Raw genomic sequence first — 17,659 nt, forward strand, 5'->3', positions numbered from 1 at the left:
GAACTCTCTGGCTGACGGTTTTCAGTGTGCCGATCATTCTCATGGTGGGGCCTTGACCGTTAGCCCGAATCGGCAAATCGACGCAGGGAAAAGCGCGCCGTTGTCGACGAATGGCCAATGGCAGAAAGAATTTTGCAATATTTTTTCTGTGTGGGAATATCGCAAACATTGCGGGCTAAAAACCTGATATCGACAGAGGTTTTACGCATCATGACAAACCACCATGTCAGCCACTTTCGCGATATCCATGTACATGCGGCCACTGTTCAGGAATGGAGCCAGGACTACAGCCAGTTAACCGCCGGCCTGGCCGAAAGTTCTTTGATGCAACTGACGACCGCGCGTTGCCACGTGTTCCGTGAGCAGATCAACCAGCGCGTGGTGCAGCACGGCGTGGCGCCGCGCGGCAAGATGTGCTTTGCCGTGCCGATCAGCGTGCCGGGTTCGACGCGCATGCAGGGTCGCGAGGTGGACGGCAGCAGCCTGTTTTTTCTGCACGGCGGCGAGGAGTTCATGTTCCATATGCCGATGGGCATGGAGCTGTTGTCCGTCACGTTCGAGCGCGAATGGTTCGAGCAGGCGTTGGCGCACACGGCGTCGGCCAAGGAGATCAGTCGGTTGCTGCGTCAGCCGGTGATCCGGGTCTGCGCGCAGCGCTTTGCCCAGGCCCGAGGGCGATTGCTGGCGATGCTGTCCCTGGCGGTGACCGACCAGGCGCCCGACAGCGGGTGTGAGCCCAGGCTGGAGCAGGCTCTGCTCGATGAGTTGATGCAGCTGCTCACCGACCCGGCCTGTGACAAGCAGCAGCGTAGCCCGAGTTCCACCCGCAGTTTCATCGTCGAGAAATGCCACCGGCTGACCACCGCCGAGATGCTCAACGTGCCCAGCGTGATCCAATTGTGCGAGCGCCTCCAGGTGAGTCGACGCACCGTGCAGAACAGCTTTCGCGCGGTGGCCGAGACCACGCCGCTGAACTACCTGCGCTCGGTGCGGCTCAATGGGGTGCGCCGTGCCTTGATGTCGACCGCCGCGTCCCATCTCTCGATCGGCGATGCCGCCGCCCAATGGGGGTTCTATCACCTCAGCCATTTTGCCGAGGAGTACCACGCCCTGTTCGCCGAGTTGCCCTCCCAAACCGCGCGTGCTGCGATTCCCGCCTGCGCGCGCGCCTGAAATACCCGCCCACCATGGCGCATCAATAGCCTGGCGCCGCCGCAGTCTAGGCGCGGAACTGGTCCATCAACTGCATTTGATGATTGGCCCGAGCATTGAGCTGGCTGCTGACCTGCGCCGATTCGGCAGCCTGTTCCGTCAGCGTCTCGGTCACCCCGCGAATGGTCGAAACGTTGCGATTGACCTCCTCGGCCACCGCACTTTGTTCCTCCGCCGCACTGGCGATCTGCAGGTTCATATCGCTGATCACCGTCACCGCCTGGCTGATTTTGCCAAGCGCTTGCACGGCATGGTGGATCTGTCTGGCGTTGCTCTGGGCCTGCGCCTGGCTTGAGTGCATGACGGCCACCACGCCACGCGTGCCGGTCTGGATGCGTTCGATCACCTGGCGGATTTCCTCCACCGAATCCTGAGTGCGCTTGGCCAGGTTGCGCACTTCATCGGCAACCACCGCAAACCCGCGACCGCTTTCGCCGGCACGCGCGGCCTCGATCGCGGCGTTGAGCGCCAGCAGGTTGGTTTGTTCGGCAATGCTGCGGATCACCTCCAGCACCGAGCCGATCTGCTCGCTGTTGATCGCCAGTGCTTCGACTTCGGCCACGGCCTTGCTGACCTCATCGGCCAGGGCGTTGATGTCCTTCGTGCTGCGTTCGATGATGCTGATGCCCTCTTGGGACGCCTGGTCGGCACCCCGGGCTGCCTGGGCGGCATTTGACGCGCTGCTGGCGACTTCGTGCGCCGTGGCGCTCATCTCGTTGGAGGCGGTTGCCAGCTGATCGATCTCGCGAAATTGCACCTGCATGCCTTCACTGGTTTGCCGCGCGATTTCCGAGGACTGGTCGGCGGTGCCACGGGCATCCGTGATGCTCTGCTTGATCTGCGCAATGGTCGGTTGCAGCTTGTCGAGAAAGCGGTTGAACCACTGCACCAGCTCGCCCAGTTCGTCCTTTTTGCGGTAATCGAGCCGTTGAGTCAGGTCGCCGTCGCCGCTGGCAATCGCCTTGAGCATCTGCGCGACGCTGTTGATCGGGCGCGTCACGCCGGACGCGGTGAGCCAGATCAACAGCAGGCCCAGCAGCCCGGCACCGATGGCCACCAGCAGCGACACCAGGGTGTCACGGGTCTGGGTCTGGTCAAGCAAGGATTGCAGCTTCACCGAGTCGGCCAGCAAGACATCCCTGGGCAGGTCGATGACCACGCCCCACGGCGCCGCCTCGGGGATCGGCGCGACAGGGTAGACCGCGCGTATCGATTTATCCTGGGCCAGCACGGTTGGTTGTTTCTGTGCCAGCGCGCTGAGCACGGCCTGGCCTTCCTGCGCCAGCGGCGCGCTGATGGGTTTGCCGATCTGGCTGGCATCGCTGCTGTAAGCGGCGAGCACGCCGCTGTCGGAGACAATCAGCATGCGCCCCGAACCGTTGAACAGCGCGCGCTGGGCATCGCTGGCGGCGGCTTGCAGGGCGCCGAGCGCGAGGTCCACGCCGAGGGTGCCGATCACCTTGCCATCCACTATCAAGGGTATGGACAAGGTGGTCATCAGTTGCACCTGCCCGGCCTGAGTGTCGGCGTAGGGCGCCATCAGGCAGGTGCGTCGGGTGTCGCGCGGGCAGGTGTACCAACTGTTGTAAGGCGTGCCGCTGATGCTCAGTTCGGTTTTCTGCAAATCGGCTTCGGGGATCAGGATATTCACCGCTGTGCCGGCGCCCCGGTTCCAGGCGCTGGCAAAGCGTCCGTTTTCGTTGGAGGCGCGTGCGGCGTCGTTGGCGAACTCGGCGTCTTTACCGTCCAGCGCATTCGATTCGTAGACCAGCCAAAGTCCCAGTACCTGCGGGTTGCGGTCGAACGTTGTCTTGAGCCCCTGGTTGAGTTCTTCACGCAGGGTCGTGGCGGCCAACCCGCGCTGGGCGGCCATGCTACGCAGGTTGGCTGCCTGGTCGGCAAAGGCGCTGATGATCTGCAAGCTGCTGCCGAACACCCGCTGCAGGTTGCTTGCCTGCTCGGCGGCCTTGGCCTGCAGCAGGTTCTCGCCACTGTCCGTGAGCATCCGAGTGCTTGAGGTGCTGATCAGCCGATTGTTCTGGCTACTCTGGTAGAGGTTCATGCCGACGATCAGGCTGATCACGCCCAGCAGGCACAAGCCCGACAACAGGACTATTTTCAAGCGAATGGAGAGGGTGTCGAACATTGGGCTATCTCACGGGTGAACAGCGTGTTGATCGATCATCGGTTGGCGTGGGCTACCGATTTCTTATTGGGGTTGTCAGTGCATCGGCCTGCGCCACGTTTTCAGCATAGGCATTGGCCAAGGGTTGACCGGCGCTTGACACCACTGGCCGACAGCCGGGCAGAGGACGCCTGAACCTAGCATGCAGGTCGGGATCTGCACGCGGCTATCCCAAATCGGCGGGGAGTGTGGCGGCGCGGCGACCTGTTTTGGGGCACTGGCGGCGATGTTACCGATTTGGGATAGCGAGGCTTCCGAGGGCGGGCATAGGATCGAATCCAGCGTGCAATCTCCAGAATAAAAGCGCTACCCGGCACCGATAGCGGCTGAATCGGCGCCACCCCACAGCGACTGCCTCATACAATAAGGTCAATAACATGAGTGTAATAATGCCGGTCAATGGCTCTACGGAGCTCAAGCGTGGCGCCCTGGGTGTCGGCTTCATCATCTTCTTCGTGATTTCGGCGGCCAGTCCGCTCAGCGTGATTGCCGGCGGTTTCCCGATCGGCATCATGCTGGGCAACGGCGCCGGTACCCCGGCGTTGCTGTTGCTGGCGCTGGCGGTGCTGATGGCGTTCTCGGTGGGTTACACCACCATGGCGCGGCATGTCACCAACGCCGGCGGTTTCTACGCCTTTACCTCGCGTGGCCTGGGCGGCCTGGCCGGCGGCTCGGCGGCGGTGCTGGCGATGTTTGCCTACAACATTCTGCAGATTGCCTTGTATGGCATGTTCGGTGGCGTGGTCAGCGGCACCATGGAAAGTGTCTTCGGCCTGGTATTGCCCTGGTGGTCCTATTCGCTGCTGGCGATGGCCAGTATTGCGATTCTCGGCTACCGCAAGATCGACCTGTCGGCGCGGGTCTTGTCGGTGGTGGTGATCGCTGAATACCTGGCGATCCTCACCCTGGATTTCGCCATTCTGAAGACCGGTGGCGACAGCGGGGTCAACCTTGATTCCTTCAGCAGCCAGCACGTATTCAGCGGCACGCCGTCGATCGGTCTGCTGTTCTGCTTTGCCGCCTTCATCGGCTTCGAGGCCACCACCATTTATGGTGAGGAGGCGAAAGACCCGCAGCGCACGATTCCGATTGCGACCTACAGCTCGGTGCTGCTGATCGGCGGGTTCTATGCGCTCTCGGTGTGGGCGATGGTGGTGGGCGTGGGCGCGGACAAGATCGTGCCGATGCTGCAAGCCCTGCAGGACCCAACCACGTTTATCTACGGCATGTCCGACCACTTTGTCGGGCCACACCTGACCCAGATCATTCGGGTGTTGTTCATGGTCAGCATCTATGCCGGACTGCTCGCGTTTCATAACGCCGCTGCGCGTTATTTCTACGCCATCGGGCGTGATGGTTTGCTGCACAGCCTGCTGGGCACTACCCACCGTGTGCACCAGAGCCCGCACATGGGCTCGGCGCTGCAAAGCCTGATCGCCGCGGTAGTGGTGCTGATTTTCGCGGCGATGGACGCCGATCCGATCCTGCAGCTGTTCGCCTGGTTCTCCAACCTGGCCACCCTGTGCGTGATCTTGCTGATGGCGATGACCTCGGTCGCGGTGTGCGTGTACTTCCATCGGCATCCCGAGCTCAAGGTCGGCCTCTGGCGCGGGCGCATCCTGCCGATTTTCTCCTGCCTGGCCTTGCTGATGGTGCTGGTGCTGGCGGTGGTGCATTTCGATGTGCTGACCGGTGCCAGCCAGCTTTTGTCCTACGGCCTGTGTGCGGTCATTCCTGCGGCCTTGTTGGCCGGCGTCTACCTGGCCGCGCGCCTGCGCAAGGTTTCGCCGCAGCGGTTCCTGGCCCTGGGCAGCCACAAGCTCTAAGGCACGTTCCACCCCTACACCTACTGCGAGCTCAGTTGTCGTCGCACGGCACGGCTCGTCTGCGTTAAAGGAAGCTTCCACATGCAGCACTACACAATGCTTATCAATGGAGTCCAGGTTGCCGGTGAAAACGGGCAGTTTGATGTGATCAATCCCGCCACCGGCGTCGTCTTCGCGCAATGCCCGGCCGGCTCATTGGCCCAATTGGACGCGGCGGTGAACGCCGCCCAGGCCGCCTTCAAGACGTGGCGCCACCGTTCGCATGCGCTGCGGTGCGAGCACCTCGGCGCGATTGCCGATGACATTGAGCAGGACGCCGACGCACTGGCCCGGCTGATCGTGCGTGAACAAGGTAAACCGCTGGAACTGGCGTTTTCCGAAGTCATGGGGGCCGCCGCCTGGACCCGCTACGCTGCCGGGCAACAGATCGACGTGGAGTTGGTGGAAGAAACCCCGAGCCAGCGCGTCGAACTGCACCGCAAGCCGCTGGGAGTGGTGGCCTCCATCACACCGTGGAACTGGCCGTTCATGATCGCGGTATGGCACATCATGCCGGCGCTGAGGGCCGGCAACTGCGTGATCAGCAAACCGTCGAGCCTGACGCCGCTGAGCACCCTGCGCCTGGTGGAGATCATTGCGCGGCATGTGCCCAAGGGGGTGATCAACTGCGTGACCGGCGAGCAGGGGTTCGGCAGTGCGATCACCGCGCACCCCGGTATCCAGAAAATCGTGTTCACCGGTTCCACCGCCACCGGCCAGAGCGTAATGCGTGGCGCCGCCACTAACCTCAAGCGCCTGACCCTGGAGCTGGGCGGCAACGACGCTGCCATCGTATTGCCGGGCACGCCGGTCGCGCAGGTGGCCGAAGAGATTTTCCAGGCGGCGTTTCTGAACATGGGCCAGACCTGCGCGGCGCTCAAGCGCTTGTATATCCATGAGTCCCAGTATCAGGAATTTGCCGATGCCTTGACGCTGATTGCGGGGCGTCAGGTGGTGGGCGACGGCCTCGAGCCCGGCGTCAACTTCGGCCCGGTGCAGAACCTCGATCAACTCAAGCTGGTCGAGGCGTTGGTCGAGGATGCCCGGGCCCAAGGGGCGCGGGTGTTGTGCGGCGGCGCACGGCTGGATCGCCCCGGCTTCTTTTACCCACCCACCCTGGTGGCGGATGTGACCGACGGCCAGCGCCTGGTCGACGAGGAACAGTTCGGGCCGGTGTTGCCGCTGATTGCCTACCGCGATGTCGAAGAGGTGCTGAGCCGCGCCAACGCCGGCGACATGGGCCTGGGCGGCTCGGTATGGGGGCCGGATGTGGAGCAGGCCCAGGCGTTGGCCGGCCGCCTGGAAAGCGGTGTGGCGTGGGTCAATTGTCACGCGCGCATCCAGCCCAATACCCCGTTCGGTGGCAGCAAGATGTCCGGTTTCGGCGTCGAGTTCGGCCTGGAGGGGCTGCTCGAGTTCACCGGTCAACAGCTGCTGTTCGTCAATAAGCGTGCTGCTGAGTAAGCCCTGCCTACCTGGCGCAGCAACGCTGCGCCTCTCTTATGCCCAATAACTAAGACAGCCTTTAAAGGCGCATCCCGAGGAGCTTCGATCATGCGGTATCCAGCCACTTCAATTCTCAGCGGCACATTGGCGTGTACGTTGACGCTTTGCGCGATCAGTCAGGCTCAGGCCTACGAACTGTACAGCGACGAGAGCCGCCATCTCAATGCGGACATGACCGCCGTATTCGGCATGTTCAACAGCCGCAAGAACTACGACGGTACGTCGGGTGGTTCCACCTGGCGCGAAGGTTTCATCAAGTATGGCTTGAGCGGCGACCAGTCCCTGGCCGGCAATGGCACCGCCTATGGCGCCTTCGCGCTGGTCAGTTCCGCCACCTGGGGGGAGGGTGACCCGGCCGGCAACACCCTTGGCAACGAACGCACGACCAAGATCGAAGATGCTTACCTGGGTTGGCGCTCCGGCGACCTGTTTCCGGCCTTGGGCCAGGACGGCGTGGATATTTCCGGTGGGCGCCAGGTGGTCAAGCTGGGCAGCGGCTTCCTGATCAACGACGACGGCCCGAACCTGGGCAAGGGCCCGGCCGATGGCGCGCTGAACCGCGGCGGGGCGTATTACCTGGCCGCGCGGCATGCCTTCGATCAGACCGCGTTCCTGCGCCTGGGCGGCAAGGACGGCTTGCACGGCAGCCTGCTGTGGCTCAAGTCCGACAACCGCGCCCAGGCTGAAAGCGAAGTTGCCGCCGGCACGCTGGATTACACCACCAAGCCCGGCACCCTGGGGTTGACCTGGGTGCATGGCATCGATGTCAACGACCGCTGGGCCAGTGACTTTCAGCGCCAGCGCAAGGGCATGAATGTCTACAGCGTACGCGGTGAGGGCGACGCCGGCCTGCCGAACGTGAACCTGGCGTTCGAGTATGCCTGGCAGGACAAGGACAGCGGACCCGAAAAAGCCTGGTACGGCGAAGCCGGTTATACCTTCGCCGATGTCGCGTGGACGCCGAAGGTCACCTATCGCTACACCCGTTATTCACAGAAGTGGGATTCGCTGTTCACCGGCCTGAGCGCCGGCTACGGCACCTGGCTGCAGGGTGAAGTCGCCGGTAACTATGCCGGGCCGTTCAACAGCAACACCCGCATCCAGCACCTGGGTCTCAAGGCCATGCCCCTGGAAAATCTTACCCTGGGCGCGCTGTACTTCGACTTCGACACCGTGCGCAAAAGCAATGCGCTGAACCTCAATGCACAGGAGCTCGATGTGTATGCCGAGTGGGCGGTCAACCCGCACTTGATCATCACCCCGCTGATCGGCCTCTACAAACCCAAGGAGGACGCCACCAGCGGCGGCAACCAGACCGTCGGCAACGGCACCAACCTGTACAGCCAGTTGACCGTCGCCGTACCGTTCTGACCCGCCACGACCGTCGCGCTTCAGGGCGCGGCGGTGTGGGTGTGATTGCGCATGTTCTCGGCGATACGCCGTGTGGTGTCCATCACCATCTCGATCACGGTTTCCTGGCGCAGCAGCTTGAAGCTCTGGGTGCTGCCGACGGCGGACAGGCTGCCGATCACCTCGTCGATATCCGGCTGGATGATCGGTGCGGCGATGCCGGTCAGGCCCAGGTTGAGCTCGTCGTGGGTCAGGCAATAGCCGTCCTTGCGGATTTTCTTGGCGGCCTTGGCAAAACTTGCCCAGTCGTAAGGGCTGTGCGGATCGCCGGCCATGTGTTCTTCGAACAGGCGTTGCAAGCGTCGACCTTTTTGGAAGGCGATCAACACCTTGGATTGAGCCCCGCGAAAGAACGGCAGCGGGTGTCCGCGCCCGAAAGAGAAGTGATACGTATCGGTGGGTTCGGCGATGTAGGTGTTGATGATGCGCCCGTCATAAAACACGCTGGCGAACACCGCCAGGCCGGTCTGCGCCGACAGCTCGTGCATCAGTTCGCGCCCCGCCAGGAGGATGGGGTCGTACTGGCGCATCCTCCAGTCCAACTCGATCACCCGTGGGCCAAGGCCATAGCTGCCGGCATCCACACGGCTCAGCAGGCCGGCGTCGCACAACTCCTTGACGTAGCGATAGGCCGTGGCGCGCGACAGGCCCATGCGTTCGGCGATGGTGTCCGGGTCGATCCTCAACGTCGCTGGACCGAACAGGTCCAGGACACTCAGCAATTTGCTCAGGCTGCTCATTTCGTTCCTAGAAAGGGGGTGGCACGCGGGTAAGCACTATAGGCGAAAACGCCGCAGATCCAATGTGGGGCTATGGGGTTGCGTCACACTATACCAGTCGGCGAAAAATGTAATTTTGTTGCGCTTAAAATTCCAGTAAATCTCAATAAAAGAGATAAATTAATAAAAAAATCTTGTTTGGTATGTTTTTGTGTGTGATAAATCTCACCACAGAAAACGCTCAAGTGAGAGGGCTGGCAATGAATGGCGCGCAATTGATAGTGAATGCGGCGGCGGCAAGCGGTATCGAGTACTGCTTCGCCAACCCGGGGACCACCGAGATTCCACTGGTGGCGGCCATGGCCAGTGCGCCTGCCCTCAAGCCGGTGTTGTCGTTGTTCGAAGGGGTATGCACCGGTGCGGCGGATGGTTATGGCCGCATCGCCGGCAAACCGGCGATGACCCTGACGCACTTGGGCCCGGGCTTTGCCAATGGCATCGCCAACCTGCACAACGCACGGCGCGCCAACACGCCCATCGTCAATGTGATCGGCGACCACGCTTCGTGGCACGTCAATTACGATCCGCCCCTGGCCAGTGATATCCAGGCGCTGGCCGGCAGCGTGTCCAGCTGGGTGCGCACCTCGCGCACCGCGTCGGGGATCGGCGAAGACCTGCAGGAGGCCATGCGCGCCGCCTGGCAAGCCAAGGGGCAGATCGCCAGCCTGATTCTGCCGATGGATCTGCAAGCCGACACGGTGACCCACAGCGGCCGGTTCAGCCCGCTGAGTGCACCGGTGCGACGTTTTGCCGGCGACCGCATCGATGCCGTGGCCCAGGCGCTGCGCGATGGCCAGCGCCTGGTGTTCATCGTCGGTGACCAGGGCTTGTCGGTGGCCGGCCTGGAAGCGGCGGGGCGCCTGGCGCAACTGCCCGGCGTGCGACTGTTCGCCGAAACCTTCCCGCGCCTGAGCTACCGCGGCGGCGGTTTGCCGGACCTGGATCGCCTGCCGTATTTCCCGGAAGTGGCCATCGAAATCCTTGAGCAATACGACAAGGTGGTGTGCGCCGGTGTACCGGAGCCCATCAGTTACTTCGGTTATGAAGGTATCCCATCGCGGCTGGCCGAGCGTGAGCGCCTGTTGTCGCTGGCCGAGGTCGGCGACGACGTGGCCGGGGCGCTGACCGCGCTGGCCGATGCGCTGAGCGCGCCGGCCTATGTGCCCACGCCGCAGGACATCCAACTGCCGGCGGGCGAAGCCGCCTTGAGCGCGCAATCGGTCGGCCAGGTATTGGCCGCCGCGCTGCCGGACGACTGCATTGTCTCGGTGGAGGGCGGCACCTGCGGTTATCCGTTTTTCACGGCCTCGGCGCGTGCCAAGCGGCATCGGGTCATGACCAACACCGGCGGCGCAATCGGCCAGGGTATTCCGGTGGGCTTTGGCGCCGCGCTGGCCGAGCGTGGCAACCGGGTGTTCTGCCTGCAATCGGACGGCAGCGCGCAGTACACCATCCAGACCCTGTGGAGCATCGCCCGCGAGCAATTGCCGGTGGTCATCCTGATTGCCGCCAACCACCGCTACGCGATCCTGCAAAACGAATTGCGCCGTTTCGGCATGACCGAACTGGATCCCCAGGCCCTCAAGCTGACCGTGCTCGATCGTCCGCGCATCGACTGGAAAGCCCTGGCCAAAGGCTATGGCGTGCCGTCCTGCACCGTACACACCAATGCCGAACTGCAACGCGCGCTGGCCAACGCCGCCGCCGACGCGGGGCCTTGCCTGATCGAAATGGCACTGTGAAGGAGCCGATGATGAAGCAGCTTGACGTGTTACCTGAAGTCCGCGCGTTCCTGGCGCAGCCCGGTCGCCTGTTCATCGGCGGAACCTGGCAGGACGCCGCCGGCGGTCGCCGCTTTGCCGTGGAAAATCCGGCCACCCAGGAGACCCTGACGGAAGTCGCGCAGAGCGATGAGCGTGATGTGGACGCCGCCGTCGCAGCCGCCCGCGCGGCCTTTACCGGCACCTGGGCGATGCAGTCGCCGGCCCGGCGTGGCCTGTTGCTGTTTCGCCTGGCGGATCTTATCGACCAGCACCGCGAGGAACTGGCGCAGTTGATCACCCTGGAGAACGGCAAGCCCATCGCCACCGCGCGCGGTGAAGCGGCCAGCGCCGCCACCATCATTCGCTACTTCGCCGGTTGGCCGACCAAGATCGAAGGCAGCACCTTGCCCGTCTCGCCGGCCAGTGGTGCGCCGATGCTCAACTACACCCTGCGCGAACCGGTGGGGGTGTGCGCCTTGATCGTGCCGTGGAACTTCCCGCTGAACATGTGCGTGTGGAAGCTCGGCCCGGCGTTGGCGACCGGCTGCGTGGCGGTGCTCAAGCCCGCCGAACAGACGCCGCTGGTGGCGATCCGGCTGGTGCAGTTGATCGAGGCCGCAGGTTTTCCGGCGGGCGTGGTCAACCTGATTACCGGCCTGGGCGCCGAAACCGGCGCGCCGCTGGCGCAGCATGCCGACGTGGACAAGATCGCCTTCACCGGCTCGACCCAGGTCGGCCGGCTGATTGCCCAGGCCGCCACGCGCAACATGAAAAAGGTCTCGCTGGAGCTCGGCGGCAAATCGCCCAACATCATCTTGCCCGACGCCGACATCGTGCGCGCCGCCAAGGGCGCCGCCGATGGGATTTTCTACAACCAGGGCCAGGTGTGCACCGCCGCGTCGCGCCTGTATGTGCACGCCAGTGTGCTTGACCAGGTGCTTGAAGAACTGCAACGCCATGCCGCCGCCCATGTCCTCGGCAACGGCCTGGACCCGATCAGCAGCATGGGTCCGCTGGTGTCGGAGCGGCAGTTGGAGACGGTCAAGGGCTACCTGCAGCGCGGCCAGGAGGAGGGCGCCGAACTGATCTGCGGCGGCGAACGTCCCGCGCACCTGGAGCGCGGCCACTTTATCCAGCCCAGCGTATTTCTCGACCGCGCCGAACGTGCGTGCGTGGCCCGCGAAGAAATCTTCGGCCCGGTGCTCACCGTGATGAGTTGGACCGAAGTCGACGACCTGGTACTGCGCGCCAACGATTCGCCGTACGGCCTGGCCGCCGGTCTGTGGACCCGCGACCTGCGCTCGGCGCACCGCCTGGCTGCGCAGCTCAAGGCCGGTTCGGTGTGGGTCAACTGTTGGAACGTTGTCGATGCGGCTTCGCCGTTCGGTGGCTACAAGCAATCCGGCTGGGGCCGGGAAATGGGTAAGAACGTGATCGACGCCTATACCGAGACCAAAAGCGTATTCGTCGATCTGGCCTGAACTGAATCATCACTACGAGGTTGTTGCTATGGATCTGGAATTGAAAGGCCGCGTGGCCATCGTCACCGGCGGTGGGATGGGCATCGGCAAGGAAGTCGCACGTTTTCTGTCCGAGGAAGGCTGCAAGGTGGTGATCTGCGCACGCCGCATGGCGTTCCTGACCCAGACCGCCGAAGAGATCAGCGCACAGACCGGCAACGAAGTGCTGCCGCTGTTCTGTGACACCAATGACATGAAGGCCGTGTCGGCGATGGTTGAAGCGGCGCACAAGCACTTCGGCCGTATCGACATTCTGGTCAATGGTGCGGCGGCGCCGTCCGGCGTGGTGCGCAATGACATCGAACATGCCGGCGACGATGAACTGCTGTCGGACCTCAACACCAAGGTGATCGGCTATTTCCGTTGCGCCAAGGCCGTGACCCCGCACATGAAGGCCGCCGGCTTCGGGCGCATCATCAATATCGGCGGCCTCACCGGGCGCAGCAGCAAAGTGCTGTCGGGCATGCGCAACCTGGCCATTGCGCACATGACCAAGACCCTGTCCGACCAGTTGGGCGCCAGCGGCATTACCGTCAACCTGATCCACCCCGGCGTGGTAGACACCCCGCACATCCGCGAGCTGTACGAGCGCGAAGGAATCAAACAAGGCAAGACCCCGGAGCAGGTCGAACAGGGCTACATCGACGCCACCCCGATTCGCCGCACCCTGGCGCCCATCGAAATGGGCTGGCTGATCGGTTTCCTGGCGTCCCCCAAGGCAGGCGCGGTGACCGGTGAATCCATCGGCATCGACGGCGGCCTCACCCGTGGCATCTTCATCTGAGGAGCAACTGCGATGAGTAACGGAACTCTTTTAGTCGCCACCGTCGGCCAGGCGGTCATCCGCAGCGCCGACGATGGCAAGACCTGGCATCGCCTGGGCCTGGGGCAGGACCTGGAGTTCGACGCGATCACCCGCTCGCTGAGCTTGCACCCCGGCACGCCGGAGGTGATCTATGCCGGCACCGACATCGGCTTGTGTGTCAGCCATGACACCGGCGGGCGCTGGCAGCAGGTCGACTCACCGTTCAACGGCCAGACCGTGTGGAAGGTAGCGGTGGACCCGCAGGATGCCCGGCGGATTTTCGTCGGCACCGGCGCGCCCTCGCGCGCCGTGCTGTGGCGCACCCTGGACGGCGGCACGAGTTGGGACCGCGCGCCGGTGGAGATTCCGGAATTCTGCGATGGCGTCAGTCGCCCGCGTTTGCTGGCCTTCGCCTACGACCCCTGCGACCGCAACCAGTTGTGGTTCGGCCTGGAGGAAGGCGGGCTGTTCCATTCCCGCGATGGGGGCGACAGCTGGACCCGCGTCGATGACCGCCTGCTGTGGGACTTCAACTCGGACGTGCATAACATCCTGGTGCTGCCCAACCATGGCCAGAAAGTCATCGTGGTGGTGTGCGTCAACGCGGTCTACCGCAGCCTGGACGAAGGGCTGACCTGGACCGGCATCATCGGCCGTGAAGCCTTCGGCTTGTATTACCTGCGTGCGATGAACGCACCGCTAGGCACCGAAGATACGCTGTACCTGAGCATTTCCGATGGCACTCCCGGCACCACCAGCAAGGTCCTGGTGTCACGTGACGCCGCGCAGACCTGGGAAGTACTGCCGCTGCCGCAGCAGCCCAACTCCTGTGTCTGGGCCCTGGCGTTCAATCCGGCCAACCCTCGGCAAATCGTCGCCGGCACCAAGTACGGCCACCTGTTCACCTCCGAGAACGGCGGTGACGGTTGGCAGAAACAGTGGCGCGAGTTCAGTGAAATCGCCGACGTGCTCTGGACGCCCGCGGTGGCGCAGATCAAGGCAGGGCATCAATCCATCGTCAAACAGCATTGAGGTAGCGAGCGATGAAAGTCGAAATCCTTCGCACTCACTTATCGCTATGGGTGAGTGATCCTGATGTGTCGGCGCGCTGGTACGCCGACATTCTGGGCATGCACGAGAGTGCCCGTGGCGAGAGCTGGGTGATGATGGCATTTGGCACCAAGCACCACGACATCGCGTTGATTCGCGCAGAACCCGGCGCTCACCAGGGCGGGCTGGGGCTGCAGCACTATGGATTGGAAATCGCCGGTGACATGACCACCTTGCGCCAGCTCTACGGCATGTTGCTGAAGAAGGGCGTCGAGGTGGTGAAGATTACCGACCATGAAATCGGCCACGGCCTGTATTTCAACGATCCGGACTGCAACCGCATGGAATTCTTTCTTGAGACCGAGCACGACGATGCGCGCGGCAAGGCGCGCTTCAAGGCCGCCGGCGCGCCGAGTCGCAACTACACACTCGTCCCACTCGACCCTCCTTTGAACCGAGGCACATCCGATGAAAACCGCTAATTTCGCCAGCTATCACATCCGCAAATGGTACAGCTTCGTTGAAGAAACCCTGGCCAATGAAACCGGCCAGTTGGCCGATGGCGAGCCGTTGTTCAAATACGCTGTGGCCGCCGTGATCGCCAACCCTTACGCCGGGCGCTACAGCGAAGACCTCGCGCAATTGGTCGAGCCGTCGCCGCTGCTGGGCGAAGAGTTTGGCCGACGCATCCAGGCATTGGCCGGTGCGCACCCGATTGTCAGCTATGGCAAGGCGATCCTGGTGGGCAGCGCGGGCGAGTACGAGCACGGCAACGCGTTCCTGACCAACCCGGCCGCCGATCCGATCCGCGTCGCGCTGGGCGGCGGCAAATCGTGGGTACCGTCCACCGGCAAACGTGGTGGCCCCGGTACGAGCATCGACGTGCCCCTGGCCCACAAGGACGCGCTGTACGTACGCTCGCACTATGACAGTATTTCCCTGACCTTCGGTGACGGGCCGTCGCCGGACGAGGTGGTGGTGATCTGGGCCTTTGCCACGCGCGGACGTTTGCATGCACGGCTGGGCGGTCTGCAGGCCGCCGATGTAAAAGGTATCGACGGGCTGCACTGATCAAGGTGCAGGCTTGGGTGATGCGCGATCAAAACCACAACAAGAAAAGCGGTGAATAGCGATGAAGCAGGAGAAAACCCAGGTTGTCATCGTGGGCGGTGGCCCCAACGGGATCACGGCCGCGCACTCTATGGGAATGTACGGTATCGACTGCGTCGTCCTTGAACTGGCCGACGGCATCCTGCCTTACCCGCGTGCGGTGGGCATGGACGATGAGGCATTGCGCGTGCTGCAGAGCATCGGCATCGCCGAGGTGGCGGTGCGCGACATGATTTGCGATGTGCCGCTGCGCTATTACAACGCACGCGGTGTGTGTTTCGCCGAGGTCAAGCCGAGTGCCGCGCAGTACGGCTGGCCGATGCGCAATATTTTCATGCAGCAACTGCTCGAAGGCACCTTGCGTGAACACCTCGGGCAGCATGCCAGCGTAGAGCTGCGTCAGGGCCATGAATTGCTCGAACTGGAGCAGGACGACCACGGCGTGACCCTGCAGGTGCGCGATGCCGACGGCGAGATCTACCAGCTCCAGGCCGACTATGTAATTGGCGCCGACGGCGGGCGCTCCACCGTGCGTAAACAACTGGGGATCGAGCTGCTCGGGCTGACCCATCCGCGTAAATGGGTGGTGGTCGATACGGCCAACGACACCCTGGATGCGCCCTACACCGCGTTGCATGCCGATCCGCAGCGACCATTCGTGTGCATCTACCTGCCGTACCAGCAGCGGCGTTGGGAGTTCATGCTGATGGAGGGCGAAGACGAAGCGAAAATGTGCGAAGAGACGACGATTCGCAAACTGATCCACGGGCATATCGGCGATGCCGTCGACCAGCTCAACATCATCCGCATTCGTGCCTATACCCACCATTCGCGGGTTGCTGCGCGGTTTGTTCAAGGACGGGTGGCACTGGTGGGCGATGCGGCGCATATTTCGCCGCCCTGGGCCGGGCAGGGCCTCAACTCCGGCCTGCGCGACGTGGCCAACGTGGCCTGGAAACTCGCGGCAATCATCCAGGGGCGCGCGGCGCCGTCGATTCTGGCCAGCTACGATCAGGAACGCCGTGGCCATGCCACCGAGCTGGTGGCCCTGGCCGACAACATGGGCGCGGTCCTGGGCCTGACCAACCCGCTGATGGCGGGCGTGCGCGATTGGTTGTTCCAGGCGGTGAACAGTGTCGACAACCTGCGCTCGCACTTGCTGGAGTTCAAGTTCAAACCCAAGGCCACCATCACCAAGGGCCTGGTTTATCACGAGCGGGCGGAGTTGCGTGAGGATGATCTGGTCGGTCAGTTGTTCATCCAGCCGAACATCGAAGACGCCCAGGGCCAGCGCCGCCGCCTGGACGAGGTGCTGGGCCATGGTTATGCGGTGCTGGGTTACCGGGTGAATCCGCGTGAACAGCTCAGCCAACCGATGCTTGAGTACTGGGCCCGTTGGGGCACGCGTTTTATCCAGGTCAATCGGTCGCGCAGCGGCGTGGGGCGCAACCAGCCGCTGACGGCCGTCGATGCCCTGAGTGTGGAGGACGTGGATAACCGCCTGGGTGAATGGTTCTCCAAGGTGCGCGACTGCATTGTCGTGGTGCGTCCGGACCGTTTCGTCGCCGCCATTACCACCCCCGAACGCCTGGATGGGGTGTTGCGCAAACTGGCGGAGCAACTGTCATGAGCCACACCCCTGATCTGCTCGACCAACTGCATCAGGCCGAGCGCAGTGCCCAGGCGCTGGCGCCGTTACCGCCCGAAACGCTGGACCGGTTGCAGGGCTACGCGCTGCTGCATCAAGGATTGGCGCGGCGCCAGGCGGCAGGCGAACGCGTGAGTGGCTGGAAAGTGGCCTTCGCCGGCCGTGCGGCGCAAGCGCGTTTTGACCTTGATGAACCGGTGTATGGCGCCCTTACGAATGCCATGCAAGTCGACGCGGGCAGCACGCTGGCGTTTACGCGGCTGATCCAACCCAAGCTGGAAATCGAACTGGCGCTGGTGTTCGGGCGCACGTTGACGCCGGGTGAGCACAGCGACGAGGCGATTCTGGCGGCCATTGCCGAGGTGGCGCCGGCGTTCGAGATCGCCGACTGCCGCTGGAAAGGCTGGCGTTTCGGGCTGGGCGCCTTCCTCGCCGACAACGCCGCCGCCGGGCTGTATTGCGTGGGGCCGCGTACGCCGTTCGATCCTGCACGGCATGGCTGCGTCACTTATCGTCTGGAGCACGACGGTGTGCCATTGGGCCACGGCGATACCCAGGCCCGCGAGGACAGCCCGCTGTTCAACCTGTGCTGGCTGGTGCGGCGCCTGTTGGCCGCGGGGCAGGGCGTGCAGGCAGGGCAGATTGTGCTGTCCGGCGCGTTGCTGGCGCCGATGGATATACAGCCGGGCACCTATCGTCTGCACATGCTTGGCACGGAACTGGCTTTGGTGTTTCACGCGGACGTCGCGTCCGTGTAAACGCCAGCTGCCGTCAGGGATGACAGAGCCCCCCTTCAGGCCAAAGAT

15 protein-coding genes and 1 pseudogene are annotated in these 17,659 nt (G+C 63.4%); 12 read left to right on the forward strand and 4 right to left on the reverse strand.

The window, feature by feature from the left end; translation table 11 throughout:
- Positions 1–59: 59 nt before the first annotated feature.
- Complete coding sequence (locus PSH66_RS09770; RefSeq protein WP_157135710.1) at positions 60–212, reverse strand: hypothetical protein; 153 nt, start codon at positions 210–212, stop codon at positions 60–62.
- Between PSH66_RS09770 and PSH66_RS09775 the strand changes: the two genes are divergently transcribed.
- Positions 211–1,173, forward strand: coding sequence for a helix-turn-helix domain-containing protein (locus tag PSH66_RS09775; RefSeq protein WP_305428927.1), 963 nt, complete (start codon positions 211–213; stop codon positions 1,171–1,173). The genes PSH66_RS09770 and PSH66_RS09775 overlap by 2 nt on opposite strands.
- 46 nt (positions 1,174–1,219) lie before the next feature.
- Here the strand turns inward: PSH66_RS09775 and PSH66_RS30090 are convergent, their stop codons facing one another.
- Positions 1,220–1,975: a methyl-accepting chemotaxis protein gene (locus tag PSH66_RS30090; RefSeq protein WP_370694845.1), complete on the reverse strand. Its 756-nt coding sequence runs from the start codon at positions 1,973–1,975 to the stop codon at positions 1,220–1,222.
- A 150-nt stretch (positions 1,976–2,125) separates the two neighbouring features.
- Positions 2,126–3,358 (reverse strand): annotated as a pseudogene (locus PSH66_RS30095) (cache domain-containing protein); the annotation flags it as partial.
- 416 nt (positions 3,359–3,774) lie between these two features.
- On the opposite strand from PSH66_RS30095, the gene PSH66_RS09785 reads away from it, so the two are divergent.
- From PSH66_RS09785 to PSH66_RS09795, 3 genes are all read left to right on the forward strand, one after another.
- Positions 3,775–5,223 carry an APC family permease gene (locus PSH66_RS09785; RefSeq protein WP_042944419.1) on the forward strand — a complete coding sequence of 483 codons (1,449 nt, stop codon included), beginning with the start codon at positions 3,775–3,777 and terminating at the stop codon, positions 5,221–5,223.
- A gap of 81 nt (positions 5,224–5,304) precedes the next feature.
- On the forward strand, positions 5,305–6,726 hold the full coding sequence (locus tag PSH66_RS09790; protein ID WP_141063690.1) for an aldehyde dehydrogenase family protein: 1,422 nt from the start codon (positions 5,305–5,307) through the stop codon (positions 6,724–6,726).
- A 90-nt stretch (positions 6,727–6,816) separates the two neighbouring features.
- The gene (locus tag PSH66_RS09795; protein WP_003172897.1) at positions 6,817–8,139 is read left to right on the forward strand and encodes a hypothetical protein; all 1,323 of its coding nucleotides are present in this window, start codon (positions 6,817–6,819) and stop codon (positions 8,137–8,139) included.
- 20 nt (positions 8,140–8,159) lie between these two features.
- Here the strand turns inward: PSH66_RS09795 and PSH66_RS09800 are convergent, their stop codons facing one another.
- The gene (locus PSH66_RS09800) at positions 8,160–8,918 is read right to left on the reverse strand and encodes an IclR family transcriptional regulator (RefSeq protein ID WP_078732374.1); all 759 of its coding nucleotides are present in this window, start codon (positions 8,916–8,918) and stop codon (positions 8,160–8,162) included.
- A gap of 239 nt (positions 8,919–9,157) precedes the next feature.
- Here PSH66_RS09800 and PSH66_RS09805 point away from each other — a divergent pair, with 239 nt between their 5' ends.
- The 8 genes from PSH66_RS09805 to PSH66_RS09840 all read left to right on the forward strand — a co-directional run bounded on the left by PSH66_RS09805 (position 9,158) and on the right by PSH66_RS09840 (position 17,611).
- Complete coding sequence (locus PSH66_RS09805) at positions 9,158–10,699, forward strand: acetolactate synthase large subunit (RefSeq protein WP_305428929.1); 1,542 nt, start codon at positions 9,158–9,160, stop codon at positions 10,697–10,699.
- A gap of 11 nt (positions 10,700–10,710) precedes the next feature.
- Positions 10,711–12,201, forward strand: a complete 1,491-nt coding sequence (locus PSH66_RS09810; protein ID WP_305428930.1) for an aldehyde dehydrogenase family protein — start codon at positions 10,711–10,713, stop codon at positions 12,199–12,201.
- 28 nt (positions 12,202–12,229) lie between these two features.
- Positions 12,230–13,024 carry an SDR family NAD(P)-dependent oxidoreductase gene (locus PSH66_RS09815; protein WP_305428931.1) on the forward strand — a complete coding sequence of 265 codons (795 nt, stop codon included), beginning with the start codon at positions 12,230–12,232 and terminating at the stop codon, positions 13,022–13,024.
- Positions 13,025–13,036: 12 nt separating this feature from the next.
- Positions 13,037–14,077, forward strand: a complete 1,041-nt coding sequence (locus PSH66_RS09820) for a YCF48-related protein (protein ID WP_003172902.1) — start codon at positions 13,037–13,039, stop codon at positions 14,075–14,077.
- 11 nt (positions 14,078–14,088) lie between these two features.
- On the forward strand, positions 14,089–14,577 hold the full coding sequence (locus tag PSH66_RS09825; protein WP_003172903.1) for a VOC family protein: 489 nt from the start codon (positions 14,089–14,091) through the stop codon (positions 14,575–14,577).
- The gene (locus PSH66_RS09830) at positions 14,564–15,166 is read left to right on the forward strand and encodes an amino acid synthesis family protein (RefSeq protein WP_078732378.1); all 603 of its coding nucleotides are present in this window, start codon (positions 14,564–14,566) and stop codon (positions 15,164–15,166) included. The genes PSH66_RS09825 and PSH66_RS09830 overlap by 14 nt, the downstream gene beginning before the upstream one ends.
- A 61-nt stretch (positions 15,167–15,227) precedes the next feature.
- On the forward strand, positions 15,228–16,835 hold the full coding sequence (locus tag PSH66_RS09835; protein WP_305428933.1) for a bifunctional 3-(3-hydroxy-phenyl)propionate/3-hydroxycinnamic acid hydroxylase: 1,608 nt from the start codon (positions 15,228–15,230) through the stop codon (positions 16,833–16,835).
- On the forward strand, positions 16,832–17,611 hold the full coding sequence (locus PSH66_RS09840; RefSeq protein ID WP_305428934.1) for a 2-keto-4-pentenoate hydratase: 780 nt from the start codon (positions 16,832–16,834) through the stop codon (positions 17,609–17,611). The genes PSH66_RS09835 and PSH66_RS09840 overlap by 4 nt, the downstream gene beginning before the upstream one ends.
- Positions 17,612–17,659: the final 48 nt, after the last annotated feature.

It is taken from the genome of Pseudomonas sp. FP597 (assembly GCF_030687435.1).
In the GTDB taxonomy this organism is placed as follows: domain Bacteria; phylum Pseudomonadota; class Gammaproteobacteria; order Pseudomonadales; family Pseudomonadaceae; genus Aquipseudomonas; species Aquipseudomonas lactucae.